Source organism: Streptomyces sp. YIM 121038 (assembly GCF_006088715.1).
Taxonomy (GTDB): Bacteria; Actinomycetota; Actinomycetes; order Streptomycetales; family Streptomycetaceae; genus Streptomyces.
Genome location: NZ_CP030771.1, coordinates 434,629 through 454,738 on the forward strand (window position 1 = coordinate 434,629; position 20,110 = coordinate 454,738).

19 protein-coding genes are annotated in these 20,110 nt (G+C 72.2%); 3 read left to right on the forward strand and 16 right to left on the reverse strand.

Annotation, left to right across the window (positions count from 1 at the left end):
- Positions 1–26: 26 nt before the first annotated feature.
- Both C9F11_RS01800 and C9F11_RS01805 read right to left on the reverse strand, forming a co-directional pair.
- Positions 27–506 (reverse strand): hypothetical protein, encoded by a 480-nt coding sequence (locus C9F11_RS01800; RefSeq protein ID WP_138957565.1) that lies wholly within the window; start codon positions 504–506, stop codon positions 27–29.
- A gap of 173 nt (positions 507–679) precedes the next feature.
- The gene (locus tag C9F11_RS01805) at positions 680–1,591 is read right to left on the reverse strand and encodes an alpha/beta hydrolase (RefSeq protein WP_171075607.1); all 912 of its coding nucleotides are present in this window, start codon (positions 1,589–1,591) and stop codon (positions 680–682) included.
- Positions 1,592–2,227: 636 nt separating this feature from the next.
- On the opposite strand from C9F11_RS01805, the gene C9F11_RS01810 reads away from it, so the two are divergent.
- On the forward strand, positions 2,228–3,565 hold the full coding sequence (locus C9F11_RS01810; protein WP_138965900.1) for an MFS transporter: 1,338 nt from the start codon (positions 2,228–2,230) through the stop codon (positions 3,563–3,565).
- A gap of 152 nt (positions 3,566–3,717) precedes the next feature.
- The gene (locus tag C9F11_RS01815) at positions 3,718–4,950 is read left to right on the forward strand and encodes an FAD-dependent monooxygenase (RefSeq protein ID WP_138957567.1); all 1,233 of its coding nucleotides are present in this window, start codon (positions 3,718–3,720) and stop codon (positions 4,948–4,950) included.
- Positions 4,951–4,988: 38 nt separating this feature from the next.
- Here the strand turns inward: C9F11_RS01815 and C9F11_RS01820 are convergent, their stop codons facing one another.
- The 12 genes from C9F11_RS01820 to C9F11_RS01880 form a co-directional block, all read right to left on the reverse strand.
- On the reverse strand, positions 4,989–5,678 hold the full coding sequence (locus C9F11_RS01820; protein ID WP_138957568.1) for a response regulator transcription factor: 690 nt from the start codon (positions 5,676–5,678) through the stop codon (positions 4,989–4,991).
- Entirely contained in the window at positions 5,675–7,006 is a 1,332-nt protein-coding gene (locus C9F11_RS01825; protein WP_138957569.1) for a sensor histidine kinase, read from the reverse strand. The genes C9F11_RS01820 and C9F11_RS01825 overlap by 4 nt, the downstream gene beginning before the upstream one ends.
- Positions 7,007–7,013: 7 nt before the next feature.
- A complete protein-coding gene (locus C9F11_RS01830; RefSeq protein WP_138957570.1) occupies positions 7,014–9,233 on the reverse strand; it encodes an MMPL family transporter in 2,220 nt (739 codons plus the stop codon).
- 218 nt (positions 9,234–9,451) lie between these two features.
- A complete protein-coding gene (locus tag C9F11_RS01835; RefSeq protein ID WP_171075608.1) occupies positions 9,452–10,279 on the reverse strand; it encodes a hypothetical protein in 828 nt (275 codons plus the stop codon).
- 78 nt (positions 10,280–10,357) lie between these two features.
- Positions 10,358–10,855 (reverse strand): hypothetical protein, encoded by a 498-nt coding sequence (locus C9F11_RS01845; RefSeq protein WP_138957573.1) that lies wholly within the window; start codon positions 10,853–10,855, stop codon positions 10,358–10,360.
- A gap of 149 nt (positions 10,856–11,004) precedes the next feature.
- On the reverse strand, positions 11,005–12,246 hold the full coding sequence (locus C9F11_RS01850; RefSeq protein WP_138957574.1) for an MFS transporter: 1,242 nt from the start codon (positions 12,244–12,246) through the stop codon (positions 11,005–11,007).
- Positions 12,247–12,436: 190 nt separating this feature from the next.
- Complete coding sequence (locus C9F11_RS01855; protein WP_249401550.1) at positions 12,437–13,471, reverse strand: NAD-dependent epimerase/dehydratase family protein; 1,035 nt, start codon at positions 13,469–13,471, stop codon at positions 12,437–12,439.
- 708 nt (positions 13,472–14,179) lie between these two features.
- Positions 14,180–14,731 carry a YciI family protein gene (locus tag C9F11_RS01860; protein ID WP_138957575.1) on the reverse strand — a complete coding sequence of 184 codons (552 nt, stop codon included), beginning with the start codon at positions 14,729–14,731 and terminating at the stop codon, positions 14,180–14,182.
- A gap of 163 nt (positions 14,732–14,894) precedes the next feature.
- A complete protein-coding gene (locus C9F11_RS01865) occupies positions 14,895–15,815 on the reverse strand; it encodes a DUF4184 family protein (RefSeq protein WP_212767787.1) in 921 nt (306 codons plus the stop codon).
- Between the two features lie 249 nt (positions 15,816–16,064).
- Positions 16,065–16,940 carry a hypothetical protein gene (locus C9F11_RS01870; protein WP_138957576.1) on the reverse strand — a complete coding sequence of 292 codons (876 nt, stop codon included), beginning with the start codon at positions 16,938–16,940 and terminating at the stop codon, positions 16,065–16,067.
- Entirely contained in the window at positions 16,937–17,275 is a 339-nt protein-coding gene (locus C9F11_RS01875; RefSeq protein ID WP_138957577.1) for a PadR family transcriptional regulator, read from the reverse strand. The genes C9F11_RS01870 and C9F11_RS01875 overlap by 4 nt, the downstream gene beginning before the upstream one ends.
- Positions 17,276–17,368: 93 nt before the next feature.
- Complete coding sequence (locus tag C9F11_RS01880) at positions 17,369–17,662, reverse strand: helix-turn-helix domain-containing protein (RefSeq protein WP_346347221.1); 294 nt, start codon at positions 17,660–17,662, stop codon at positions 17,369–17,371.
- Positions 17,663–17,974: 312 nt separating this feature from the next.
- Here C9F11_RS01880 and C9F11_RS01885 point away from each other — a divergent pair, with 312 nt between their 5' ends.
- The gene (locus C9F11_RS01885) at positions 17,975–18,268 is read left to right on the forward strand and encodes a DUF1330 domain-containing protein (protein ID WP_138957579.1); all 294 of its coding nucleotides are present in this window, start codon (positions 17,975–17,977) and stop codon (positions 18,266–18,268) included.
- Between the two features lie 39 nt (positions 18,269–18,307).
- Here C9F11_RS01885 and C9F11_RS01890 read toward each other — a convergent pair whose 3' ends face one another.
- Together C9F11_RS01890 and C9F11_RS01895 are read right to left on the reverse strand one after the other, a co-directional pair.
- Positions 18,308–18,754 carry a hypothetical protein gene (locus tag C9F11_RS01890; RefSeq protein WP_138957580.1) on the reverse strand — a complete coding sequence of 149 codons (447 nt, stop codon included), beginning with the start codon at positions 18,752–18,754 and terminating at the stop codon, positions 18,308–18,310.
- A 16-nt stretch (positions 18,755–18,770) separates the two neighbouring features.
- Positions 18,771–19,715 carry a hypothetical protein gene (locus tag C9F11_RS01895; protein ID WP_138957581.1) on the reverse strand — a complete coding sequence of 315 codons (945 nt, stop codon included), beginning with the start codon at positions 19,713–19,715 and terminating at the stop codon, positions 18,771–18,773.
- Positions 19,716–20,110 lie beyond the last annotated feature (395 nt).

Sequence of the window (20,110 nt, forward strand, 5' to 3'; positions counted from 1 at the left end):
GGCCGACACACCGGGAAGCGCCAGGATCAGGCGTTCTTCCACGCCGTACGGGCGCGGGCGGCGAAGTCCTTCGCGTCCTCGCGCCGGGCCACCGTGCCGTAGCGGGCCGCCAGGTCGTCGACCGGCGCCTCGGCCGCCTCCTTGACGTCCAGGACGAGCAGGCTCGTGCCGTCCTCCACGTCCGCGCTGAGCAGGATCATCCCGGCGTACTCCGCCCCCTCGCGCTGCGCCTCCAGCGTGCTGCCGAGCGCGGCGCCCGCCGTGGCCCCGAGGAGCGCGCCCAGCGGACCGGCGGCAAGGCCGAGCAGCCCGCCCACCGCTCCGGCACCGACCGTCGCCTCGCCCGCTTCCGTGTCCTCGCAGAGGGGAACGTCCAGCGTGCCGTCCGCGGCGCGTTCGAGGACCGCGACCTGGCGCAGCCCCGGCAGCCGCAGGGCATCGGCGTAGGCGACCCGGCACTGCTCGGGATCGCGGAAGGCGAGAGTGACAACCCGATGGACAGCCATGCGCGAGCGGCCCTCCTGCTCATGATGTGGAGTGGTGCCATCGACGCTAGGTCACACTCCCCGCCACCGCCACAGCACTCCTGGCGTGACCGCTCAGGCACTCGGGCCGGTACGCGCGAGGTCGTTTGATCCCCCCGGGGACGAGGTGATGCCGTGGTGGGGCGGGAGACCCTTCAGGGGCCGGGCGACCAGCTTGCCGGACCCGGGCCGGTTGCGGTGTCGGCGTGCTCGGCCAAGGGCGGCAGGGCCTCGTGGAGCTGGCGGAACCCGTCGGAACAGGTGAGTTCGATCGCGGCGACGACGGATGACGAATGGCGGGTCGGCAGCCGATGACAGCCGCGCGGGACGACGTGGAGCCGGGCGGTGGGGAGCTGTTCGGCCAGGCGGTGCGAGTGGGCGGGCGGAATCGTGGGGTCGTCCGCCCCGACCAGGATGTGTACGGGGATCCGCCGCAGGGCCTCCAGCTCGGTGACGTCGTGGCGCATCAAAGCCTTGAACCACCGGGCGGCGACGTCCATGGGCGGCTGCGTGCTCAGCCTCGGCTGCCAGAGGTTGTGCAGCCGCAGGGCCAGGCCCGGGGCGCGGATGCACATGCTGGCCATGACGTGGCGCACCAGACCGATCAGGCGCGTCGGCAGCGGGTGGCCGGCGGCAGCGAGGTCGAGGCCGCCGCTGCTGGAGGCGGCCAGGAGCACCGCGATGACCTTGCCCCCGAAGAGTCCGGGGCGGTGGGCTGCCAGGGTGAGCGCCGCCGCGCCGCCCATGGAGTGGCCGACCAGGACGACCGGCACGTCCCCGGGTGCGGTGGCGGCGATGACCGCCTGGAGGTCGTCGGCCAGCAGGGACATCGCGGGCCGGGCGGTACCGGTGGTGGACCGGCCGTGTCCGCGCTGGTCGTAGCGCACGACGAGGGTGGTGGGACGGGCCAGTTGTGCCACGGTCTTGTCCCAGATGGCAGAGGTCGCCTGCCACCCGTGGGCCAGGACGAGCACCAGATCGGGGTCGCGCGGCCCGCGCAGGTAGAGGGCCAGACGGGCGCCGTCCGGCCGCAGCAGGCCGACGGGGGTGCGGGGGATCTCGGGCACGGACGTCTCCTCGATGCGGCGGCGGTACGGCTTTCCGGGGCGGTCGGCGGTGGTGGTGGTGCGGGGCGTTTCTGTACTGCGGGGCTTGCTGAGTCATGCCCTGCCGGGGACAGGAAGGCACACGGACTACAGACGCAGGAGGCCGTAGCGCAGGTTGTAGGGGCCTCGGCCGCCGCCTCGCAGCGGTGCGCCGCCCGGTCCCGGCTCCCGGGCCCCAGCTCAGGCCCCACCCCGTAGTGCCCGGGCACCAGAACGTCCGAGCAACTGGTGCCCGTGCACCAAGGCAGGACGGCAGCGGGAGACGATGCCCGGCGAGGCGCCGCACGCGAGGGTGGAAACGCGTGGATCTCACGCGGTTCCCCTTGGCTGAGCGGTGTCTGGAGTGATCAACAGGTGGTGGCATTTCTCGACGGTACGGACGATGCGGCGGGGGCGGCCGAGCCGGGCGAGTCGGCCAAGTCAGCTGACCGGCGGAGCGGTTCGGCCCCTCGGCGGAGCAGCGCGGTCGGTGGCGCCCGCCGCGCCGGGGCCACGAGTGAGACCGAGGGTGAGTCCACGGGAGAGACCGAGCGAGCGGGCCCGCCGCGCGGGCGATCGGCTCGCGTCGGGAGGCTGTCCATCGGCGCCCTCGGCATCCTGGCGCTCGCCCTCGGCGCACTCCAGTCGATCCTCGACCCCGCCCTGCCCCTGCTCCAGAGGGAGTTGGGAGTCAGCCCGGCCGAAGGAGCCCTTGTCGCCAACACCTTGCTCGTCACCGGCGCGGTCGTCGCGCCCCTCACGGGAAAACTCGGTGACCGCTACGGCGGGAAGCGGGTGCTCGTCCGGCTGATGGCCGTGGTCTCGGTCGGCGGTCTGGTGGCCAGTCTGGCGCCGAACCTGCCGGTGCTGTTACTCGGGCAAGTGCTGCAGGGCGTCATGGTGGGTGCGCTGCCGCTCTCCTTCGTCCTGGTGCGCAGACACCTCGCGGCCGGGCAGTCGCAGATGGCGATCGGCCTGGTCATGGCGCTGTTCACGGGCGGCGGCATGGTGGGGACGCTGTTCGCGGGGCCGGTCGCGGAAGGCCTGTCCTGGAAGTGGATGTTCGCGCTGCCGACGATCGCGATCGTCGCGGCGACGGCGGTCGTGGCCCGGGTCATGCCGCACGATCAGCCGGTCCGGGCGGACAGCGGGATCCACTGGCCCGGCGTGGTCCTGCTGAGCGGCACGTTGCTCACGCTCATGATCGGGCTGGTGAAGGTGACGAGCGGTGACCTCCCGCCCCTCGCGGTCGGTGCCCTCGCGGTGGCCGTGGCCGTCCTCGCGACCGGATGGGTCGCCGTCGAGCGCCGGGCCGCCTCGCCGACGGTCGATCTCCGCATGCTGGCCCGGCCCGCGATGTGGAACGCGTGCGTGTTCACCTTTACCATCACCACTAGTTCCGGGATGGTGCTCTTCCTGCTCCCGCAGCTGTTCGCGGTACCGGCCGACGGGTACGGCTTCGGCGCCGGAACCACCGAGATCGGCCTGTTCCTGCTGCCCGGTGCCGTCGCCGGGGCGGTCAGCGACTGGGTGGGCGGGATCACGACGCGGCGTTTCCGTCCGCGGGCCGTGGTCGTCGCGGGCACCGTCGTCACGGCGGCCACGATGATCGCCCTGGCGTCGCTGCACGGCGCGGTGTGGCAGCTCGTCCTGGCGAAGGCGCTGACCGCGTTCGCCGCGGGCGTGGCCACCACGGCGTTGCTCGCGGGTGCCGCCACCGCCGTCGACGCCGAGGACACCGGCATCGCCACCAGCCTGCTCGTGGTGACCCGCGTGATCGGGCTCGCCCTGGGCGTCCAGATCGGCGGCGCGATCCTCGACGCCGGGGCCGACCCGACGACGGGTCTGCCCGCCGAATCGGCCTTCGTCACGGGCTTCGCCGTCTCCGGCCTCGTCGCCGCGCTGTCACTGCTCGTCATCCGTATCACCAGGACCCGTATGACGAACACCGCATGACGAGGATCCGTACGGCGAACACCGCATGACGAGCATCCGCATGCCGAAGTCCCCCTCAAGAAGGCCCGCACCACCAAGGCCCGTTCCACCGAGGCCCGCGCTGCCAAAGCCCGCACCACGAAGCTCCGTCTCACGATGAAAGGAACCCAGTCATGACGTCTACCGGCCCGTCGACACACGTGAGTACGACCGCGAAGCGCACCGTACTGATCTCCGGAGCCAGCATCGCCGGACCCGCCCTCGCGTACTGGCTGCACCGCTCCGGCTGCGCCGTCACCGTGGTGGAGAAGGCGGGCGCGCTGCGCGACGGCGGTTACCCGATCGACATCCGTGGCACCGCGGTCGAGGTGGTCCGGCGGATGGGGATACTGCCGCGGCTCCAGGACGCGCACATCGACACGCGCCGCTTCACCTTCCTCGACGCCGACGGCAGCGAGGTGGCCGTGCTCGGCCCCCACGCCGTCGTGGGCAGCGTCGAGGGGCAGGACCTCGAGGTGCGGCGCGGGGACCTGGCCGCGATCCTCCACTCCCTGGTCCGCGACGACGTGGAGTTCCTGTTCGGCGACTCCATCGAGGCCATCGACACCCTCGGCCGGCGCGGACACGGCGTCGACGTGACGTTCCGCAGCGGGCGGCAGCGCACGTTCGACCTGGTGATCGGCGCCGACGGCATGCATTCGAAGACCCGGGAGTCCCTGTTCGGGCCGGAGGAGCAGTTCCACCGCTATCTCGGCTACGCCTTCGCCGCCTTCACCATGCCGAACACCTTCGGCCTCTCCCACGAACTCATGATGTGGAACACCCCGGGCAGGGCCGCGGCCCTCTACGCCGTCGGGTCGAGCGACGAGCTGCACGCCTTCCTGGTCTTCCATCGGCCGGAGCCGCCGCTGGACTCCCTCCGCGACCCCCACGTCCAACGGGACCTGGTCGCCGCGGTCTTCGCGGGCGCGGGGTGGGAGGTCCCCGGCATGGTCAAGGCGCTGCGGGAGGCGGCCGACCCGTTCTTCGACACGGCCGGTCAGATCCGTATGCCGCACTGGTCAAGGGGCCGCGGCGCGCTCGTCGGCGACGCCGCGTACGCACCCTCGTTCCTCACCGGCCAGGGTTCGAGCCTCGCTCTGGCCGGCGCCTACGTGCTCGCCCACTCCCTTGCCGCGCACAGCGACCACACCGCTGCCTTCACCGCGTACGAACGCGATCTGCGTGCGTACGTCACCATGAATCAGGCGCTGGTCGGCAACGGCTCGGCCTCGCTCCTGCCCACCACGGCGCGGGCCCTGGAGGAACGCAACACCAGGCTGCGGAACCTCGTCACCCTGCCCTCGGCGACGGCGCCACCGGCCCACTCCGCCCTCGCGCTGCCCGCGTTCGCCCCGCTGCCGTGACCTGAGGGGCCCCTCGCGAACAGGAAGGCGGCGCCGCCCTAGCCCGGAGCGGCGCCGCCTTCAGGGGCCGCCTGGGCCAGGCCCGTCCGGTAGGCGATGACGACGAGCTGCGCCCGGTCGCGGGCCTCCAGCTTCGTCATGGCGCGCTGCACGTGGGCGCGGACGGTGAAGGGGCTGAGGAACATCTGCTCGGCGATCTCCTGGTTGGAGAGGCCGGTCGCGACCAGGGCCACCATCTCGCGTTCGCGCGGGGTGAGCACGGCGAGCCGTCCGGGGTCGCGCGGCGGAGCGTCGTCCGGCGTGGCCAGGAAACGGGCGACCAGGGAGCGGGTGGCGGCGGGCGAGAGCAGGGTCTCGCCGTCGGCGATCGTCCGCACGGCGGACAGCAGCTCCTCGGCCCCGATGCCCTTGCCGATGAAGCCGCCCGCCCCCGCGCGCAGCGCCTGGGCGACGTACTCGTCGGTCTCGTACGTGGTGAGGATCAGGATGCGGCTGGCCCGCAGTTCCGGGTCCGCGCAGATCTGCGACGTGGCGGTGAGACCGTTCACCTCGGGCATGCGGATGTCCATGATCACCACGTCCGGGCGCAACTCCCGGGTGAGTCGCACCGCCTCCCTGCCGTCGGCGGCCTCGCCGACCACGGTGATGTCGTCGGCGGAGTCGAGCAGCAGCCGGAAGGCCCCGCGCAGCAGGGCCTGGTCGTCGGCGAGCAGCACGCGGAGCGTCATGGCGCGTCCCCGGCCCTTCCGCGGCCCGTACGGGCGTCGACGGTCCGTTCCTCTGCGGGCGTTGCTCCGGCCTGCGTCGGCGCCGTGTCCTTCGCGGGCGGGAGGGGCAGCTCGGCGGAGACGAGGAAGCCGCCCTCCGGGTGCCTTCCCGCGGAGAGGTGGCCGCCGACCGCGGTGGCGCGTTCGCGCATGCCGATGAGGCCGTAGCCGGGCGCGCGACCCGCCGCCGCTGGCGTACTCGATCCCGTCGGCGCACCGGGCCCCGTGGCCGCGGCCGGCACCGTACGGGCGCCTCCGCCGTCGTCGGCGACGGTGACGGTCAGGCGGTCGCGGTTCCAGGCGAGGCGCACCCGCGCGCTGCTCGTGGCGGCGTGTTTGGTCACGTTGGTCAAAGCCTCCTGGACGATGCGGTAGGCGGTGAGGTCCACGCCCGGGGGCAGCGGTCTGGCCGTGCCGTCGTGACGCACCGACACCTCCAGGCCCGCGCGGCGGAAGGAGTCGAGGAGCGTGGGCAGGTCGGCCAGGCCGGGTGCCGGTTCGGCGGGCGCGGCGGCGTCCCCGGACTGGCGCAACAGGCCGACCGTGGCCCGTAGTTCGTCCAGCGCGTGGCCGGTGGTCTCGACGAGCTCGCGCAGGCTCGTGCGGGTCTGCTCGGGGCGGGCGTCGAAGAGGTGGGCGGCGACCGTGGCCTGCGCGTTGGCCAGGGTGATCTGGTGGGCCACGAGGTCGTGCAACTCCCGGGCGATGCGCACCCGTTCCTCGGCCACTCGGTGCCGCGCCTCGCTGTCCCGGGTCTCCTCGGCCCGCCGGGCCCGCTCCTCCACGGCCGCCAGGTAGGCCCGCCGGTTCCGCGTCGAGTGACCGAGTACGCCCGCGACCACCGGGAACGCCGCCACCGCTCCCATCCGGCTCACGTCCTGCCCCGAGAGGTTCTCGAAGAAGGGGGTGGGCGCGACGAGGAGCAGTGCGGAGAGGAGCAGCACCGCGCTCTCCGCGCGCCGTTCGGTGCGTACGGTGAGCGCGTACGCGTACGCGGCGATCACGGCGGGGGCCACGATGAGCGGGGTCAGCAGGAGGCCAAGGGGCGGCACCAGCATGCCGCTCGCGGTCGTGGCCGCGAGGGCGGCCAGGGGTGCCCGGTGCCGCAGCGGGAGTACGGCACAGGACACCACGGCGATGAAGTAGGCGGCGGCGGGCGGCGCCGACGCCGTGTCGTCGACGTGCAGCACGCCGCCGAGCAGACAGAGCGCGAACGCCGTCGCCGTGACCGCTGTCTCCCGCCGCCACGTGCCGCGGGAACGCGGGCCGCCGCCACCTGGGTTCGTCATGACCGGCTCAGTACCGGTGGCGGCCGACGGGGAGCGGCGACACCGCCGCGTCCGGCACGGTCGGGGACGCCGGGGCGTGCCCGCTCAGCTTCTCGCCCTCGATGTCCACGTTCGGCAGCACGCGGTTCAGGATACGGGGCAGCCACCAGGCGCGGTGGCCGAGCAGCGCCAGGGCCGCGGGGGCGATGGCCATCCGGACCACGAAGGCGTCGAAGGCGACGGCGGAGGCCAGGCCGACGCCCATCGTCTGGATGGTCGGGCTGCTCATGCCGATGAATCCGGCGAACACACTGATCATGATGATGGCCGCCGCGGCCACCACGCGGCCGCTGTGCCGGAAGCCGGTGACGACGGCCTCGCCGGGGGACGCGCCGTGGACGTAGGCCTCCCGCATGCGGGTGAGCAGGAAGACCTCGTAGTCCATGGCGAGGCCGAACACGATGCCGATGATGAGGATCGGCATGAGCGACATGACCGGTCCGGTCTGTTCGATGCCGATGAGGTCCGCGGCCCAGCCCAACTGGAAGACGGCGACGACGACGCCGAACGCGGCACCCACCGACAGCAGGAAGCCGACCGCGGCCTTGACCGGGACCAGGACCGAGCGGAAGACCACCGTCAGCAGGAGCACGGCCAGGCCGATGACCACGGTCAGATACGGGATGAGGGCGTCGGCCATGGCTTCGGAGATGTCGATGTTCAGCGCGGTCTTGCCGGTGACCAGGACGCCCGCGCCGGTGTCGGCCTCGACGTCGGAGACCGCGCTCCGGATCGCCTGCACCAGGTCCTTGGTCTCGCCGCTGTTCGGCGCGGTCCGCGGGACGGCCGTGAGGACGGCCGTGTCCTCGGTCCGGCTGAGCACCGGATCACCGACCGAAGCGACCCCGTCCACGGCCCGTACGGTCTTGGCGACCAGGTCCGTGGTGGCGCGGCTCTCCGTGGACTCCGAGGTGTCCACGACCACGGTCAGGGGGCCGTTGAAGCCGGGGCCGAAGCCTTCCGACAGCAGGTCGTAGGCGCGGCGCTGGGTGGTCTCCACCGACTTGGACTCGTCCCCGGGCAGCCCGAGTTCGAGGCTGAGCGTGGGCAGGGCGACGGCGCCGAGACCGAGTACGGAGACCACCAGGACGGTCACGGGGCGGCGCAGCACGAACCGTGCCCAGCGGGTGCCGATCCCCGCGGGCCCGCTGTCCGGGCGGGCGCCCTCGCGGACGGTGCGGGACAGCACCCGGCGGCCGAAGAACCCGAACAGCGCGGGGACCAGGGTCAGCGCGACGAGGACGGCGAGGGCCACGGCGCCCGCGCCGCCCAGGCCCATCCTGGTGAGTTCGGGGATGCCGACGACCCCCAGGCCGACCAGGGCGATGAAGACGGTCGCCCCGGCGAAGACGACGGCGGATCCGGCCGTGCCCACCGCCCGGCCCGCGGCCTCCTCCGGCTCGCTGCCCCGGGCGCGTTCGTCGCGGTAGCGGGAGGTGATGAAGAGCGCGTAGTCGATGCCGACCGCGAGGCCCAGCATCAGCGCCAGGATGGCGACGGTGGAGGTCAGGCCCAGCGGCACGGCGAGGGCGGAGACCAGGCCGAAGGCGATGGCCACGCCCGTGAAGGCGCTGAGCAGCGAGAGGCCGGCCGCGACCAGCGAGCCGAGGGTCAGGACGAGGACCACCGCCGCCACCGCCACGCCCACGACCTCCGTCGTACCGCCCGGTGACTCCTCCGACGCCAGGGCGGAGCCGCCGATCTCCACGGTCAGTCCCGCGTCCCGGGCCTGGCTCGCGGCGCCTTCCAGAGCGCTCTTCGTGGGCCCGGTCAGGTCGACGGCGTCCGCGGTGTAGGTGATGGTGGAGTAGGCGATGGTGCGGTCCTTGCTGACGGCACCGGTCTTGTAGGGGTCGGTGGCCGAGGCCACCTGGTCGCCGCCGTCCAGCAGGCCGAGCGCCTCCGCGACGGCCGCCTTGTTCTCCTCGGCCGTCATCCGCTGCCCGTCCGGGGCCCGGAACACCAGACGGGCCTCGGCCCCCTGGGAGTTGCTCTGCGGGAAGCGCTCGTCGAGCAGGTCGAACGCCTGCTGCGACTCGGTGCCGGGCATGGAGAGGTCCTCGTCCTCCCCTGACGGCGCGACGGCGGCGGCGAGCCCGGCGAGCACCAGGGCGGCCAGCCAGAGCCCGCCCACGAGCCGACGCCGCCGGAAGGCCCACCGTCCGACCCGGTAGAGAAATGTCGCCACCTGTTGATCACTCCAGACACCGCTAGACGAGGGGAAACGCGCGCGATCGGCGCGTCTTCCACACTTGCCTGCGGCGCCTTGCGGGGCATCGTCTCCGGCTGCCGTCTTGCCCTGGTGCAGGCGGATCAGGCGGTCGGGGGGTCTGGTGCGTGTGCACTACGGGGCGGGGTCTGACCTGGAGTTCGGCCGGGCCGCATGCGGCCGGGCCACGGTCCGGGCTACGCGGGCAAGGCCGCCAGTGACACCGTGACGACCGTCGGCGCCGCTCGCCCCGCCTCCCGCAGGGCCTCGGCGACCATCTCCACCAGCCACACCGCGACGTCCGGCGACCACTCGCGCGTGCCGCAGCCGAAGCGGAGCACCTCGCGCATCCCCTGGGTGTGCGTCGAGCGGTCGAGATCGAGGGCGAGGCCCACGAGGCCGCCCTCCGCCGCCGACGCGGAGACGTCCACCGCTCCCTGGGCCTTCTCCCGCACCGCCGCGCACAGGGCCGCCGTGTCGGGCTCGGCCGCTCCGCCCTCGCCGAGGCGGCAGGAGACGGTCACAAGCACTTCGTGCCGGGCGTCCGGATCGGCCAGGTCGAACCACGGTGCCAGCTCGATCTGGTGGAAGGCGGTGTCGCGCTCGGTCGCCTGCAACGGCAGCAGGGCGTGCAGGCCCGTGAACGTCACCGTGCCCACGCGGGCCAGCGTGTCGGACAGCACCAGGGCGATCGGCCGGACGGGCAGCCCCGGACGCGGCGGATCGGTGTGGACACCTGCCCCCAGCCACGCCAGTTGGTGCACGGCGCCGTCCTGCGTCCAGTCACCGCCGGCGTCTTCGTGCGCCCACGCGGTGGGCTCGTGCTCGGCCGTGACCTCGCCGTCCTCGTGGAGCACACCGCTGACGGTCCGCCAGCCGTAGGAACCGGCCCGGTCGACGGCCAGAAAGAGGAGCTCCTCCTCGACGGAGCCCTCGGCGTCGGCGTCCCGCGTGACCACCCGGTCGAACCACGGATGCCGCCGCAGGGTCCCGTGCAGACCGACGACGACGCTGGGGGGAAACACAGGCGGGCACTCCCTCGACACGGAATGAAAAGCGGACGGTGCCGGAAGATTATCTTCCGGCACCGCCTCAGCCCTTGATCACAGGCCGCAGCCGAGCCTCTGCGTCGCGGTGATCTTCTTGTAGCTGTCGTCCGGGTAGCCGATCAGGTCGACGTCGATGACGCTGCGGAAGTCGTACTGGCCCACGTTGTACGTGCACTTGTACGCGGCCGCCGCGCGCTTGCCGCTGCCACCGCCGGAGTAGACGTTCTTCACGTCCGTGGCCAGGGTCTTCCACTCGCCCCCGCGCTTGACCTGGAGCCACACGGTGACCTTGGCCTTGACGCCCCGGGCCGGGCCGCTCAGGTTCTTCCACCAGCCGTGCGCGTTGATGTGGCCCCGCACCGTGTGCGAGAAGTGGACGTTGTCGCCCAGCGTCTGGAACGCCCCGACGCCGGACCCGGCGCGGGCGGACTGCGCGGAGGCGGCACTGCGGTACGACGGCGCGTCGGAACCGGCGGCCTGAGCCGGGACGGCCGCACCGACAGCGAGCAGAGTGGCCAGGGCAGCCGAAGCCGCCCCCGTACGGATACGCACGTGGAGTTCCCCCAAATAAGGTCGTTCGGTCGCGACACGTTCGCCGCGACGTTCGTACGCGCCGCAGTCTAAACACCTGGTCCGGGGCCTACGAACGGCGGTGCCCCCCTAGCGGAGCCCCACCCTCCCGGGGCCGCCGGTGGGAGTGTTCAGCGGCCCCGCAGCCGCGTGGAGAGAACCGCCATCGTGGCCATGAGGGTGGGGAGGACCAGCATCGCGGTGCGCAGGGTGGTGGATTCGGTGAGGGCGCCGATGAGGGGCGGACCGGCCAGGAAGCCGACGTAGCCGACCGCGGAGACGGCGGCGATGGAGGGGCCGGGGCGTTCGGGGTTGAGGTCGGCGGCGTGGCTGAAGACGACGGGGATGACCGCGGCCATGCCCAGGCCGAGGAGGCCGTAACCGACGAAACCGGCGTGGACCGTCGGTGAGGCGACCGGGATCAGCGCGCCCACCCCGGCGACCGCCGCGCAGCCCAGCGTGAAGCGGGCCGTACCGACGCGGGAGCGGACCCGGTCGGCACCGAGCCGTCCGACGACCATCCCGGCCGAGAAGACGGCGAAGCCCGTGCCCGCCAGACCGGCGGACGCGCCCGTGGCCTCGTGCAGATAGACCGCGCCCCAGTCGTTCACGACCCCCTCCCCCATCAGCGCGCAGAACGCGACGAGGCCGGGGATCCACAGGCCGGGGCCCGGCAGCGCCAGGAGCGGCCCCGAGTCCGCCGCCCGCTCCGCCCGCCGCGGCTCGGGCGCCAACGCAGTCGCCGCCCAGGCCGCCACCGCGCACAGCACCACCGCGGTGACGGCGAAGTGCGGCCCGGTGCCCACGCCCGCCGACGCCACGAGCCCGCCGACGCCCGCCCCCACGATGCCGCCGAGGCTGAACATCGCGTGGAAGCCGCCGAGTACCGGGCGCGCGTACGCCCGCTCGACCAGGACGCCCTGGGTGTTCATCGCCACGTCGACAGCGGTGTTGCCGCACGCGAACAGCGCGAGCACCGCCGTGAGCAGGGCGAGCCCAGGCGCGAAGGCGATCCCGGTCAGCGCCGCCAGGTAGAGGGCCATGCCGACGCGGAGCACCGTGCGGCTGCCGTACCGGGCCACCAGGCCGCCCACCAGCGGCAGGCCGACGAAGGCGCCGCCGCTCAGGCCCACCAGCGCCACCGCCAGTTCGCCCGCGGAGAGGTCGAGCCGGTCCTGGACCGCGGGCACCCGGGCCGCCCAGGTGGCGAAGGCGGCGCCCGTGACGAAGAAGACCGCGCTCACGGCGAGCCGCATCGCTCTCAGGCGGGGCGGGGACGGGAAGCGGGGTCCGGTGTGCAGGGGTGGGCCCGGGGTGTTCAGGGGTGAGTGCTCCGTCCTGTCCGGTGGTGCCCCGTCCGGCTTCTTCCCCATCGGCGTACGGGTCCTTTCCTGTGCTGGTCCTGTGCCGCTACGGGACGTCGGCCGCCCGGCGCCGTGCCGGCGCGAGCAGGGCGTCCCGCGCCCGGGGCGTAGCCCCGGGCGTAGCCGCGCAGGTCCTGGAAGAGGGTCTGCGCCCAGCACCCGCCGGGCGAGCCTGAACCGCGGGTGCCGCCGTCGAGCGCTAGCATGCCGCGGCCCCCGTCAGGCACCTGCGCTCCGGCCGCTCCCTGCGGAACACCGCCTTGGCCGTGGGGAGTTCGGGAAACGGACCGAGTGCGGCGGCCAGGGAGGACAGGCCCGCCGCCAGGTCGATCGCGGGGCTGAAGCCGAGGGCGGCCAGACGGGAGACGTCGGCGACGAGGGAGAAGCTGTCCTCCAGGCTGCTGTCGTCGGCGTCGAGGAGCGCGGGCCGCCCGGTGGCCTCGCCGACCGCCTCGGCCAGCTCGCGCATCGACACCTCGGTGCCGCTGCCCAGGTTGTAGGTCTCGCCGTCCTGTCCCCGGTCGGCGAGGGTGACGAGGGCCCGGCACATGTCGTCGACGTGGATGAAGTCCCGCGTCTTGCGGTCGATGTCCCCCACGACGGGAATCGGCAGTTCGTTGAGGTGCCAGCGCAGGAACTGCGACACCTCGCCGCCCGCGCGGGCCGGGTCCTCGCCGGGTCCGTAGATGACGAAGGAGCGCCCGATCACGACGGGCAGACCGGCGGACTGGTGCAGGCTGCGCAGGACGAGTTCGCCCGACAGCTTGGAGGCGCCGTACGGCAGGAACGGCTGCGTGGGGTGGTCCTCACCCATCGGCGTGCGCTGAGGAGTGCCGTAGACGACCGCGGAGGAGACGTAGACCAGGCGCTGGGCGCCGAGTTCGAGGCAGGCGTTGCCCACGTTGCAGGTGCCCAGGGCGTTGAGGTGGAAGTCGTGGCGGGGCTTCTCCACCGACACGGTGCCGCTGGCGTTGCCCGCCAGGTGGAAGACGACGTCGGCCCCTTGCAGGGCGAGCAGGGTCTCGCCGTAGTCACGCAGGTCGGCGCGGGCGTACCGCACGCCGGGCAACGCGGCGATGTCCTCGGGGAGTTCGGCGTGATCGACGACGGTGACCTTCTTGCCGAGGCGGCTGAGGGCGGTGACCAGGTGTCGGCCGAGGAAACCGGCTCCTCCGGTCACCACCACTTCGTCGTGCCCTCGAAGGCCGCCGAACATGTCTGACGCGTGGATCAAGGTCGCTCCCAGGTGTGTGGGGTCCGGAACCGCGCCGGTGTCCTGCGCCGGGGCGCGGCACGCGGGAGCCGACAGCGGACGGACGGATCGGTCCGGGCGTGACGCGGAACGTCGCGCGGCACGCGGCCGGTCGGGACGGATTCAGTGCGGATCGTATGGATCGAAGAGATAGAAGAGATCGACTGGATCATGCGGATCGGTGCGCATCGGCACAGGTCAGCATCGGTGCAGGTCGGTGCGCATCGGCATGAGGCGCGCGGATCGCCGTGCGGTGCGCATCGGCACGAGGCGTGCGGATCGCCGTGCGATGCGGAAGACGTACGTCGGGCCGCAGAGTCACGCGGAAACTCCCCGCCTGACTCCAGTGGAACACGTGGCCTCGCCACCACAACAAGGCCGCCGGAGAAGATGGCCGATGTGGCCGCCCCGCCCGGACGGACTCCGCCGCGCGATACGGAGGATGGCTGAAGACACACCCCCGGAGGAAGCGACTGCCCCGCTCACGCGTACCGGAGCCCTTGGCGCGGCGGAGGCCGGAGCGTCTCGGATGGCTGAATCAGCACGCGTTACGCGGACGGGGTTCTTCAGCGCGAACCCACGGGTCCACTGGTGTGCGTCAGGCCGATGCGTCCGTGGGTTCGGGGGGAGGCACGAGGTTGCCGGGCGATTCGAAGGGCTTCGGCGATGACCTCGGCCGGACGTCCTCGGCTATGACGGGCGCCCGCCGAACTGCCAGTCGTGCACCTCGATATCGGCGTACCGGTCCGGGGTCAGGATGGTGCGAGCCGCCTCCGGGTCCGGTGCTCGGAGCAGCGCCGCCGTGCCCAGCCAGGTGGCGCCGTTGTCGGACAGCAGCGGTCCGTAGGCGATCAGCTCGTCCCGGTCGGGCGGCACCGCGAGGTCGGCGGCCTGCCCTGTGCCGAGGCCGAGCACCAGGTACCGATTGCCGCCGGTCCGGCCGCCAGGGAAGTCCCACATGGTGCGCCCCAGCGTGTTGCGCCACCGTCGCAGCAGCACGTCCCGGTAGACACCGGCCTGGTAGTTCGGCTCGTCGAAGGCGAACGCGCGGGCAGCGGCGGGATCGGGCAGGTCGAGGATGTGCACGCTTCCGGTGGGTGTGTCACCGTCGGCGGCGAGAGTCGGACCCCGGGCGATCATCTCCTTCGCGTACTGGTCCATGTAGGACCAATGCTCTTCCCCCAGCTCGTGGCGCAGTGGCAGGGAGGCGGGCCGATCGCGGTGGTAGCAGAGGAACTCCATGCCTGAAGGATCTCTTCGAGGAGGTGCCCAGGTCGAGCGGGTTTCCCTGCGAGGACTGCTCGACGGCCTGCTCCAGCAGGGCCCGCGCAGAGTCCGCGTAGCGCGTCACGGTCTTCTCGTCGAGCCCGAACACCTCCGCGAGGTGGAGTGCCGGAGCCGCGCGTCACGGTGTCCGTTGACCGGCCCGGTCGCGGTGCCGCCGGGCGTGCCACGCGGCGCCGTACAGCAGCACGGCGACGGCGAAGGAGGCGCCCGCCGTCTTGGCCGCGGGTGTCAGCACCTCCTCGGCGAGCGTGCCCCACGGAGTCTTGACGGTCCTGCTGGGATAAGAGGTCTCGGTCACGCCGCCGCCGAGGTCGCGGGTGATCGGGCGGCTGTAGTCGTACTCGGTCTGGTAGCGGTGGGCGCTGAAATCGTCGCGGGCCTGCGCGACGCCGCCCAGCACGGTGGCGGTGACCAGCGCGGCCACCACGCTCCAGCGCTCCGCGGGACGCAGGCGGGCGGTGCCGTCGGCCTCGGCCGCGGTGCGCGCCCGGCCGCGGCGGCGCCAGAGGTGCGCGCCGATGGCCGCCAGGCCGACGACGGTGCTCACGTACTGCAGCAGCCGGGCGGGCGACAGACCTCCCAGGACGGGCTCGCGCAGCAGCGCCACACGCGTCACCCAGAACCCGTCGCCGTGGGTGAAGGAGTCCCACGCCAGGTGGGAGGCGATGCCGATGAGCGCCGACAGCAGGAGCCACAGCGCGTGGCGCGACGTGCCCCGCGCGCCGTCCGTCCGCCCGGGGCCGGGCAGGGCGCGGTCGGCGGGGAGCAGGGCCGTGACCGGTCGGTGCAGCAGTCGGTAGGCGGCGACCAGACAGAGGGTGAAGAGCAGGTCGACACCCAGGCCCCAGCCGGGCGAGTGCGTGGTCGTGGCGTTGACGAGGGGCTCGTGCCAGTCCGTGGAGCTGGTCGCGGTCAGGCCGAGGGCGCCCAGGAGGTAGGGGACGTCGGGCGCCACGGCGCCCGCGACCAGAGCCGACGCGACGAACGGTCGGCGCAGCAGGGGAAGGACGGCGGCAGGGTGGGACAAGGTGAACGGCAAGGTGAGCTCTCTTTGCTCTGCGGGAGGAGCACAGTCCCGTCCGCGTGGGGCTGTCGCGGGGCGAGGGCGCGCGGCCGTCACGGCCGGACGGCCCGCCGGCAGTACTCCTGTAGTACGCCAAGAAGAGTATTCACTTGAACGGACTATGGCAAAGAGTGCCCTGCCCTCGCTCGTCGGCGGCAGCCGGTGGCACGCATGGGGCCGCCCTCCCGTCCGTCGACGAGAGGGCGGCCCGGAGGGAAGCGCCAGTCAGTGCCTGCGGCGCAGCGCTATCGCGCACGTGCCGAGGGCGGCTGCGAGCGGCAGCACGAGGAACATGCCGATCAGGGGCAAGAGGTCGGACCCGGCCCCGGTGAGGGCGGCGACGGTCAACGGTGCCGACGCCACGGCCATCGCGCCGATCTCCCGGGCTCCCGAGGACCGCCGCCGCACAGCGAGAGCGGCCCCCGCGACGGCCAGGACCAGCATCGGCCAGACGCCGTAGTCCGTGGTCACGCCGAAGGCCCCGGTGTCCGCGACGACGACCGGGAACCATCCGATGCCCGCCACCGCCGCGGCCGCCGCCGACAGACCCTCGCCGGGCCGGCGGTCCACAGGGCAGGCGAGCACCACGGCGACCGTCAGGAGAGCTGCCGCGGACGTCATCCACCCTCCCTGGACCAGCGGCGCGTCGATGGCTCCCTGCACCGCCGTTCCCAGCAGGCCGCCCGCGGCTGCCGCCACCCCGAGCACCCACCGTCCGGCCAGGGCGACGATCGTGCCCACGCACACCGCCAGCGAGCACATCAGGTGCAGGGCTTCGGCGAGATCCATGTGCGTGAGCTGCAGCCACGCCGGGGCCGGGGAGATGACGAGCCCGGCGTACCAGCGGGTGAGGACAAGACCGTTGCCCACCGCGGCGGCCGCCAGCGCGAACGGGGCGGCCACGGCGAAGAAGCGCCCGCCGCTCGACGCCGAGTCGAGCCGGAGGCGTACCCGCAGGGCGTGGGCGGCCAGATCGGCATCCGCACGCAGCCGGGCCGCGCGCGGCAGGTCCGTGGTCATCTCCCGGTGGACGTCGACGATCTCCTCCCCGTACGTGGACCGGTAGTCGGCCGGGTACAGGCGGAGCACGTGATCGATCACGCGGGCACCGCTCCGCCACCGGCCGCAAGGCGCCGCTTGACCTCCTGGGCGGTCGCGGCCAGCCGTTCCGCCTCGGCCGCCAGTTTCGCCCTGCCGCTGTCCGTGAGGGCGAAAGTGCGGCGGGCCCGGCCGCCCACCACCTCTTCGCTCTCCACCTTGATCAGCTCCTCGTTCAGCAGCCTGTCCAGGGCCCCGTAGAGCGCCCCGGTGCGCGGCACCACCCGGCCGTCGGTGATGGCCTTGACCTCCTGGGCGATGGCGTATCCGTGCCGGGGCGCGTTCGCCAGCGCGGTCAACAGCAGCAGTGCCAGTTCCTGCATCCCTCGCTCACTCATGACACCAGAGTATTCCGCCTTGCGGACCATGCCCTGCGTGAGGGAATGGTCCAGGACGGCACCGCCGCCGTGATCAGACCGGCCACGCGGTGATCATTCCAGCCCTTCTGCCGTCGCGGGCCCCATTTCCTCGGCCCACCGTCGACTCCAGGCGGCCAGCGGGCTCAGCGCCTCGACAAGTTCCTGGCCGAGCCGGGTGAGGCGGTAGCCATCGCCGTCCGGGGCGAGCAGGCGGGCGTCGGCCAGCTCCTCGATCCGGGTGCTGAGCACGCTGGAGGACATGCGCTCGCAGCGGCGCTGCAATTCACGGAAGCCGACCGGAGCTTGACTCAGTTCCCACAGGATCCGCATCGCCCAACGCCGTCCGAGCAGGTCGAGTGCGGCCATCACGGGACGACCCGATTCGGAGCCCCGCACCGGCACACCTGGACGTGGCGCCCTGGCTTCCATGTTCACTCCTTGCGCTTCGGTTCTCGAAGCATCATAGTGATTCGGAAATCGAAGCAGGAGGTGCCGAGATGCCACGCATCGAACCGTGCACCCCGGCCTGCACCGGCGACGTCGGCCGGGCGCCGCGCCGATGGGTTCGGCATCAACGCCATGGCGATCACGACGCTGACCAGCCCCGCTCTCGCTCACCGACGCTCGTCCGAGACCAACCCGTACGTCAGATGCACTCATCCCCACACCGGAGGTTCCATGCCCAAGGGCTACTGGGTCAGCGTCTACCGCACCATTTCAGACCCTGAGAAGCTGGCTGCCTACAACAAGCTGGCCCCCCTGGCCGTCGAACCCGGGGGCGGTCGGACCCTCGTCCGTGGCGGCCGGGTCGTGGCGCACGACGCCGGGGTCGCCGAGCGCACCGTCCTGGTCGAGTTCGACAGCTTCGAGCAGGCCGTCGCGGCGTACGAGAGTGAGGCCTACCAGGAGGCGCTGGCCGCCCTCTCCGACGGCGTCGAGCGCGACTTCCGCATCGTCGAAGGCCTCGACTGACCAAGGCCCGGTCGGAACTTCACTGAAGACCCACCTGGTTCACGAGCGCAGGTAGGTGAGGTTGAGCGGTGTGGCACCGGCGACGGAGGAGTTGAGGTTGAACGGGATCCTCTCCCAGCCCTTCTCAGGCGAGTCGGTGGCCTTGATGACGTCGATGTCGATGATCTCGCTGTCGCCCTCTTCGGCCTCCGTGGTGTACGCGAGGTAGAAGGGAACGGCGTGGCCTCCGCCTGCTCCTGGGGAGCCCTCGTTGAGATTCAGAGCGGACTGCTCGGCCCGGTAGACGCGTGACGGCTGTGCCCACGCCAAGTGGAGGACCAGATTGGTCAGCGCGGCCCCCTCTTCCCGCATGTAGGCGAGGTACCTGCCCTTGCCCTTCTCGTTCATGTTCAGACGGCTGTGAACGAGGGTGTAGCCCGTAGGGACCTCACTGGTGGATTCGAAGACCCAGAGCCCGGTGATTCCCTTTTGCGCGTTCGCGGCCATGTGCTCCTCCTTGGATTCAGGAACGGGGCTGGACGGTGAGGTGGATGTCTTTCCGCACGTCGGCACGTTCGGGCGAGGTGACCGTGACGGTGAAGTCGCCCGGCGTGTCCCCGGCGTACAGCGTCGTCGCGGGCGCCACGCCCTGGTCATCGGTTCGGGACGGGTACGTGGCCGCGCCGGTGTCGAACTCGGAGCCGGTGGATCCATTGATGGTGAACGTGATGGGCAGCGAGCGCACAGCGACGTCGTTCTCGGTGATGCGTACGTCGAGCTCGTGCGTGAACGCGTAGTTGACCTGCTCTGCCTGACGATCGGCAAGCGGGTCCACCAGATCCACCGACACCGTTGGGGAAGGTGCCTGCACGGAAAAGTGGCGGGGAGCGGACGGCGGTGACTTCAGAAGGCCTCTGTGGGCAGTGGCGGTGATGGCGTGCGGGCCCGGGGCCCAGTCGACGCTGGGAGTGTAAGCCCACATGGTGTCCGTCACGGGCGCCTCACCCGGCAACGAGGTACCCCCCTCGGCGAGCGTCACCCTCTCCACTCCAGGCTCGGCCGTGCCCGTGACCTGCTCACGCAACACGGTCACCGTCGACCCCTCCGAGGGGGTGGAGATCACCGGAACGGCCACTCTCTGCGGTATGGCTGCGTCGAAGGTCACGTGCGTTGGTTTCGAATAGATGTCGCCATAGTGGTGATCGAACCGGGCACGGTACGAAGCAGTGGCGGAGACCCAGTGGGTGCCTTCCGTCCAGTCCGTTTCCGGGGTGTACGTCCAGGTGTTGCCGAAGACCGGAGTGGTGCCCAGCAAGGTGGCCCCCTCCTTGATGCTCACCTGGTCGGACGGGGAGTCGGCCGTGCCGGTGATCGGCTCCCGCGGATCGGTCACCGTCGACTTCTCGCCTGGGGAATCGATCACCGGGGCAGGAGGGTTGGGCGGGTGGTGCATCTCTTGCTCTTCCATGAGCGGTTTCCCTTGTCCGATGCTCCTGCGAGGGGCGGCGTTGGATGGTCAAGCGCCTTCTGGATTTCAGTGGGGGTGCGCCGCCATCGGCTCCGGCGGGTGGTCGCAAGGTGTGATCGCAGACGATGGTCCGGTCGCGGCGTGCTTCTCGAAGCGTCGCTGCACGAGGGAGCGGCTCAGGTGCGGGTCGCGGCCGGTGTGCAGCACGGTTCGGAAGCCGTAGCGGGCCACGGCCCCGGCCGCATGATGCGGGGTGAGGATGGCCCTCGGCCCTGCGGGGACCTGGCATGTCGCCTTGCCGAATGAACAAGGCTCGCGGGCAGGCCACTTCGCATCACCCATGACCGCACACCCTAGGCGCGCGCACCCCAAGTTGCCGCGGACTCAACGGGTTT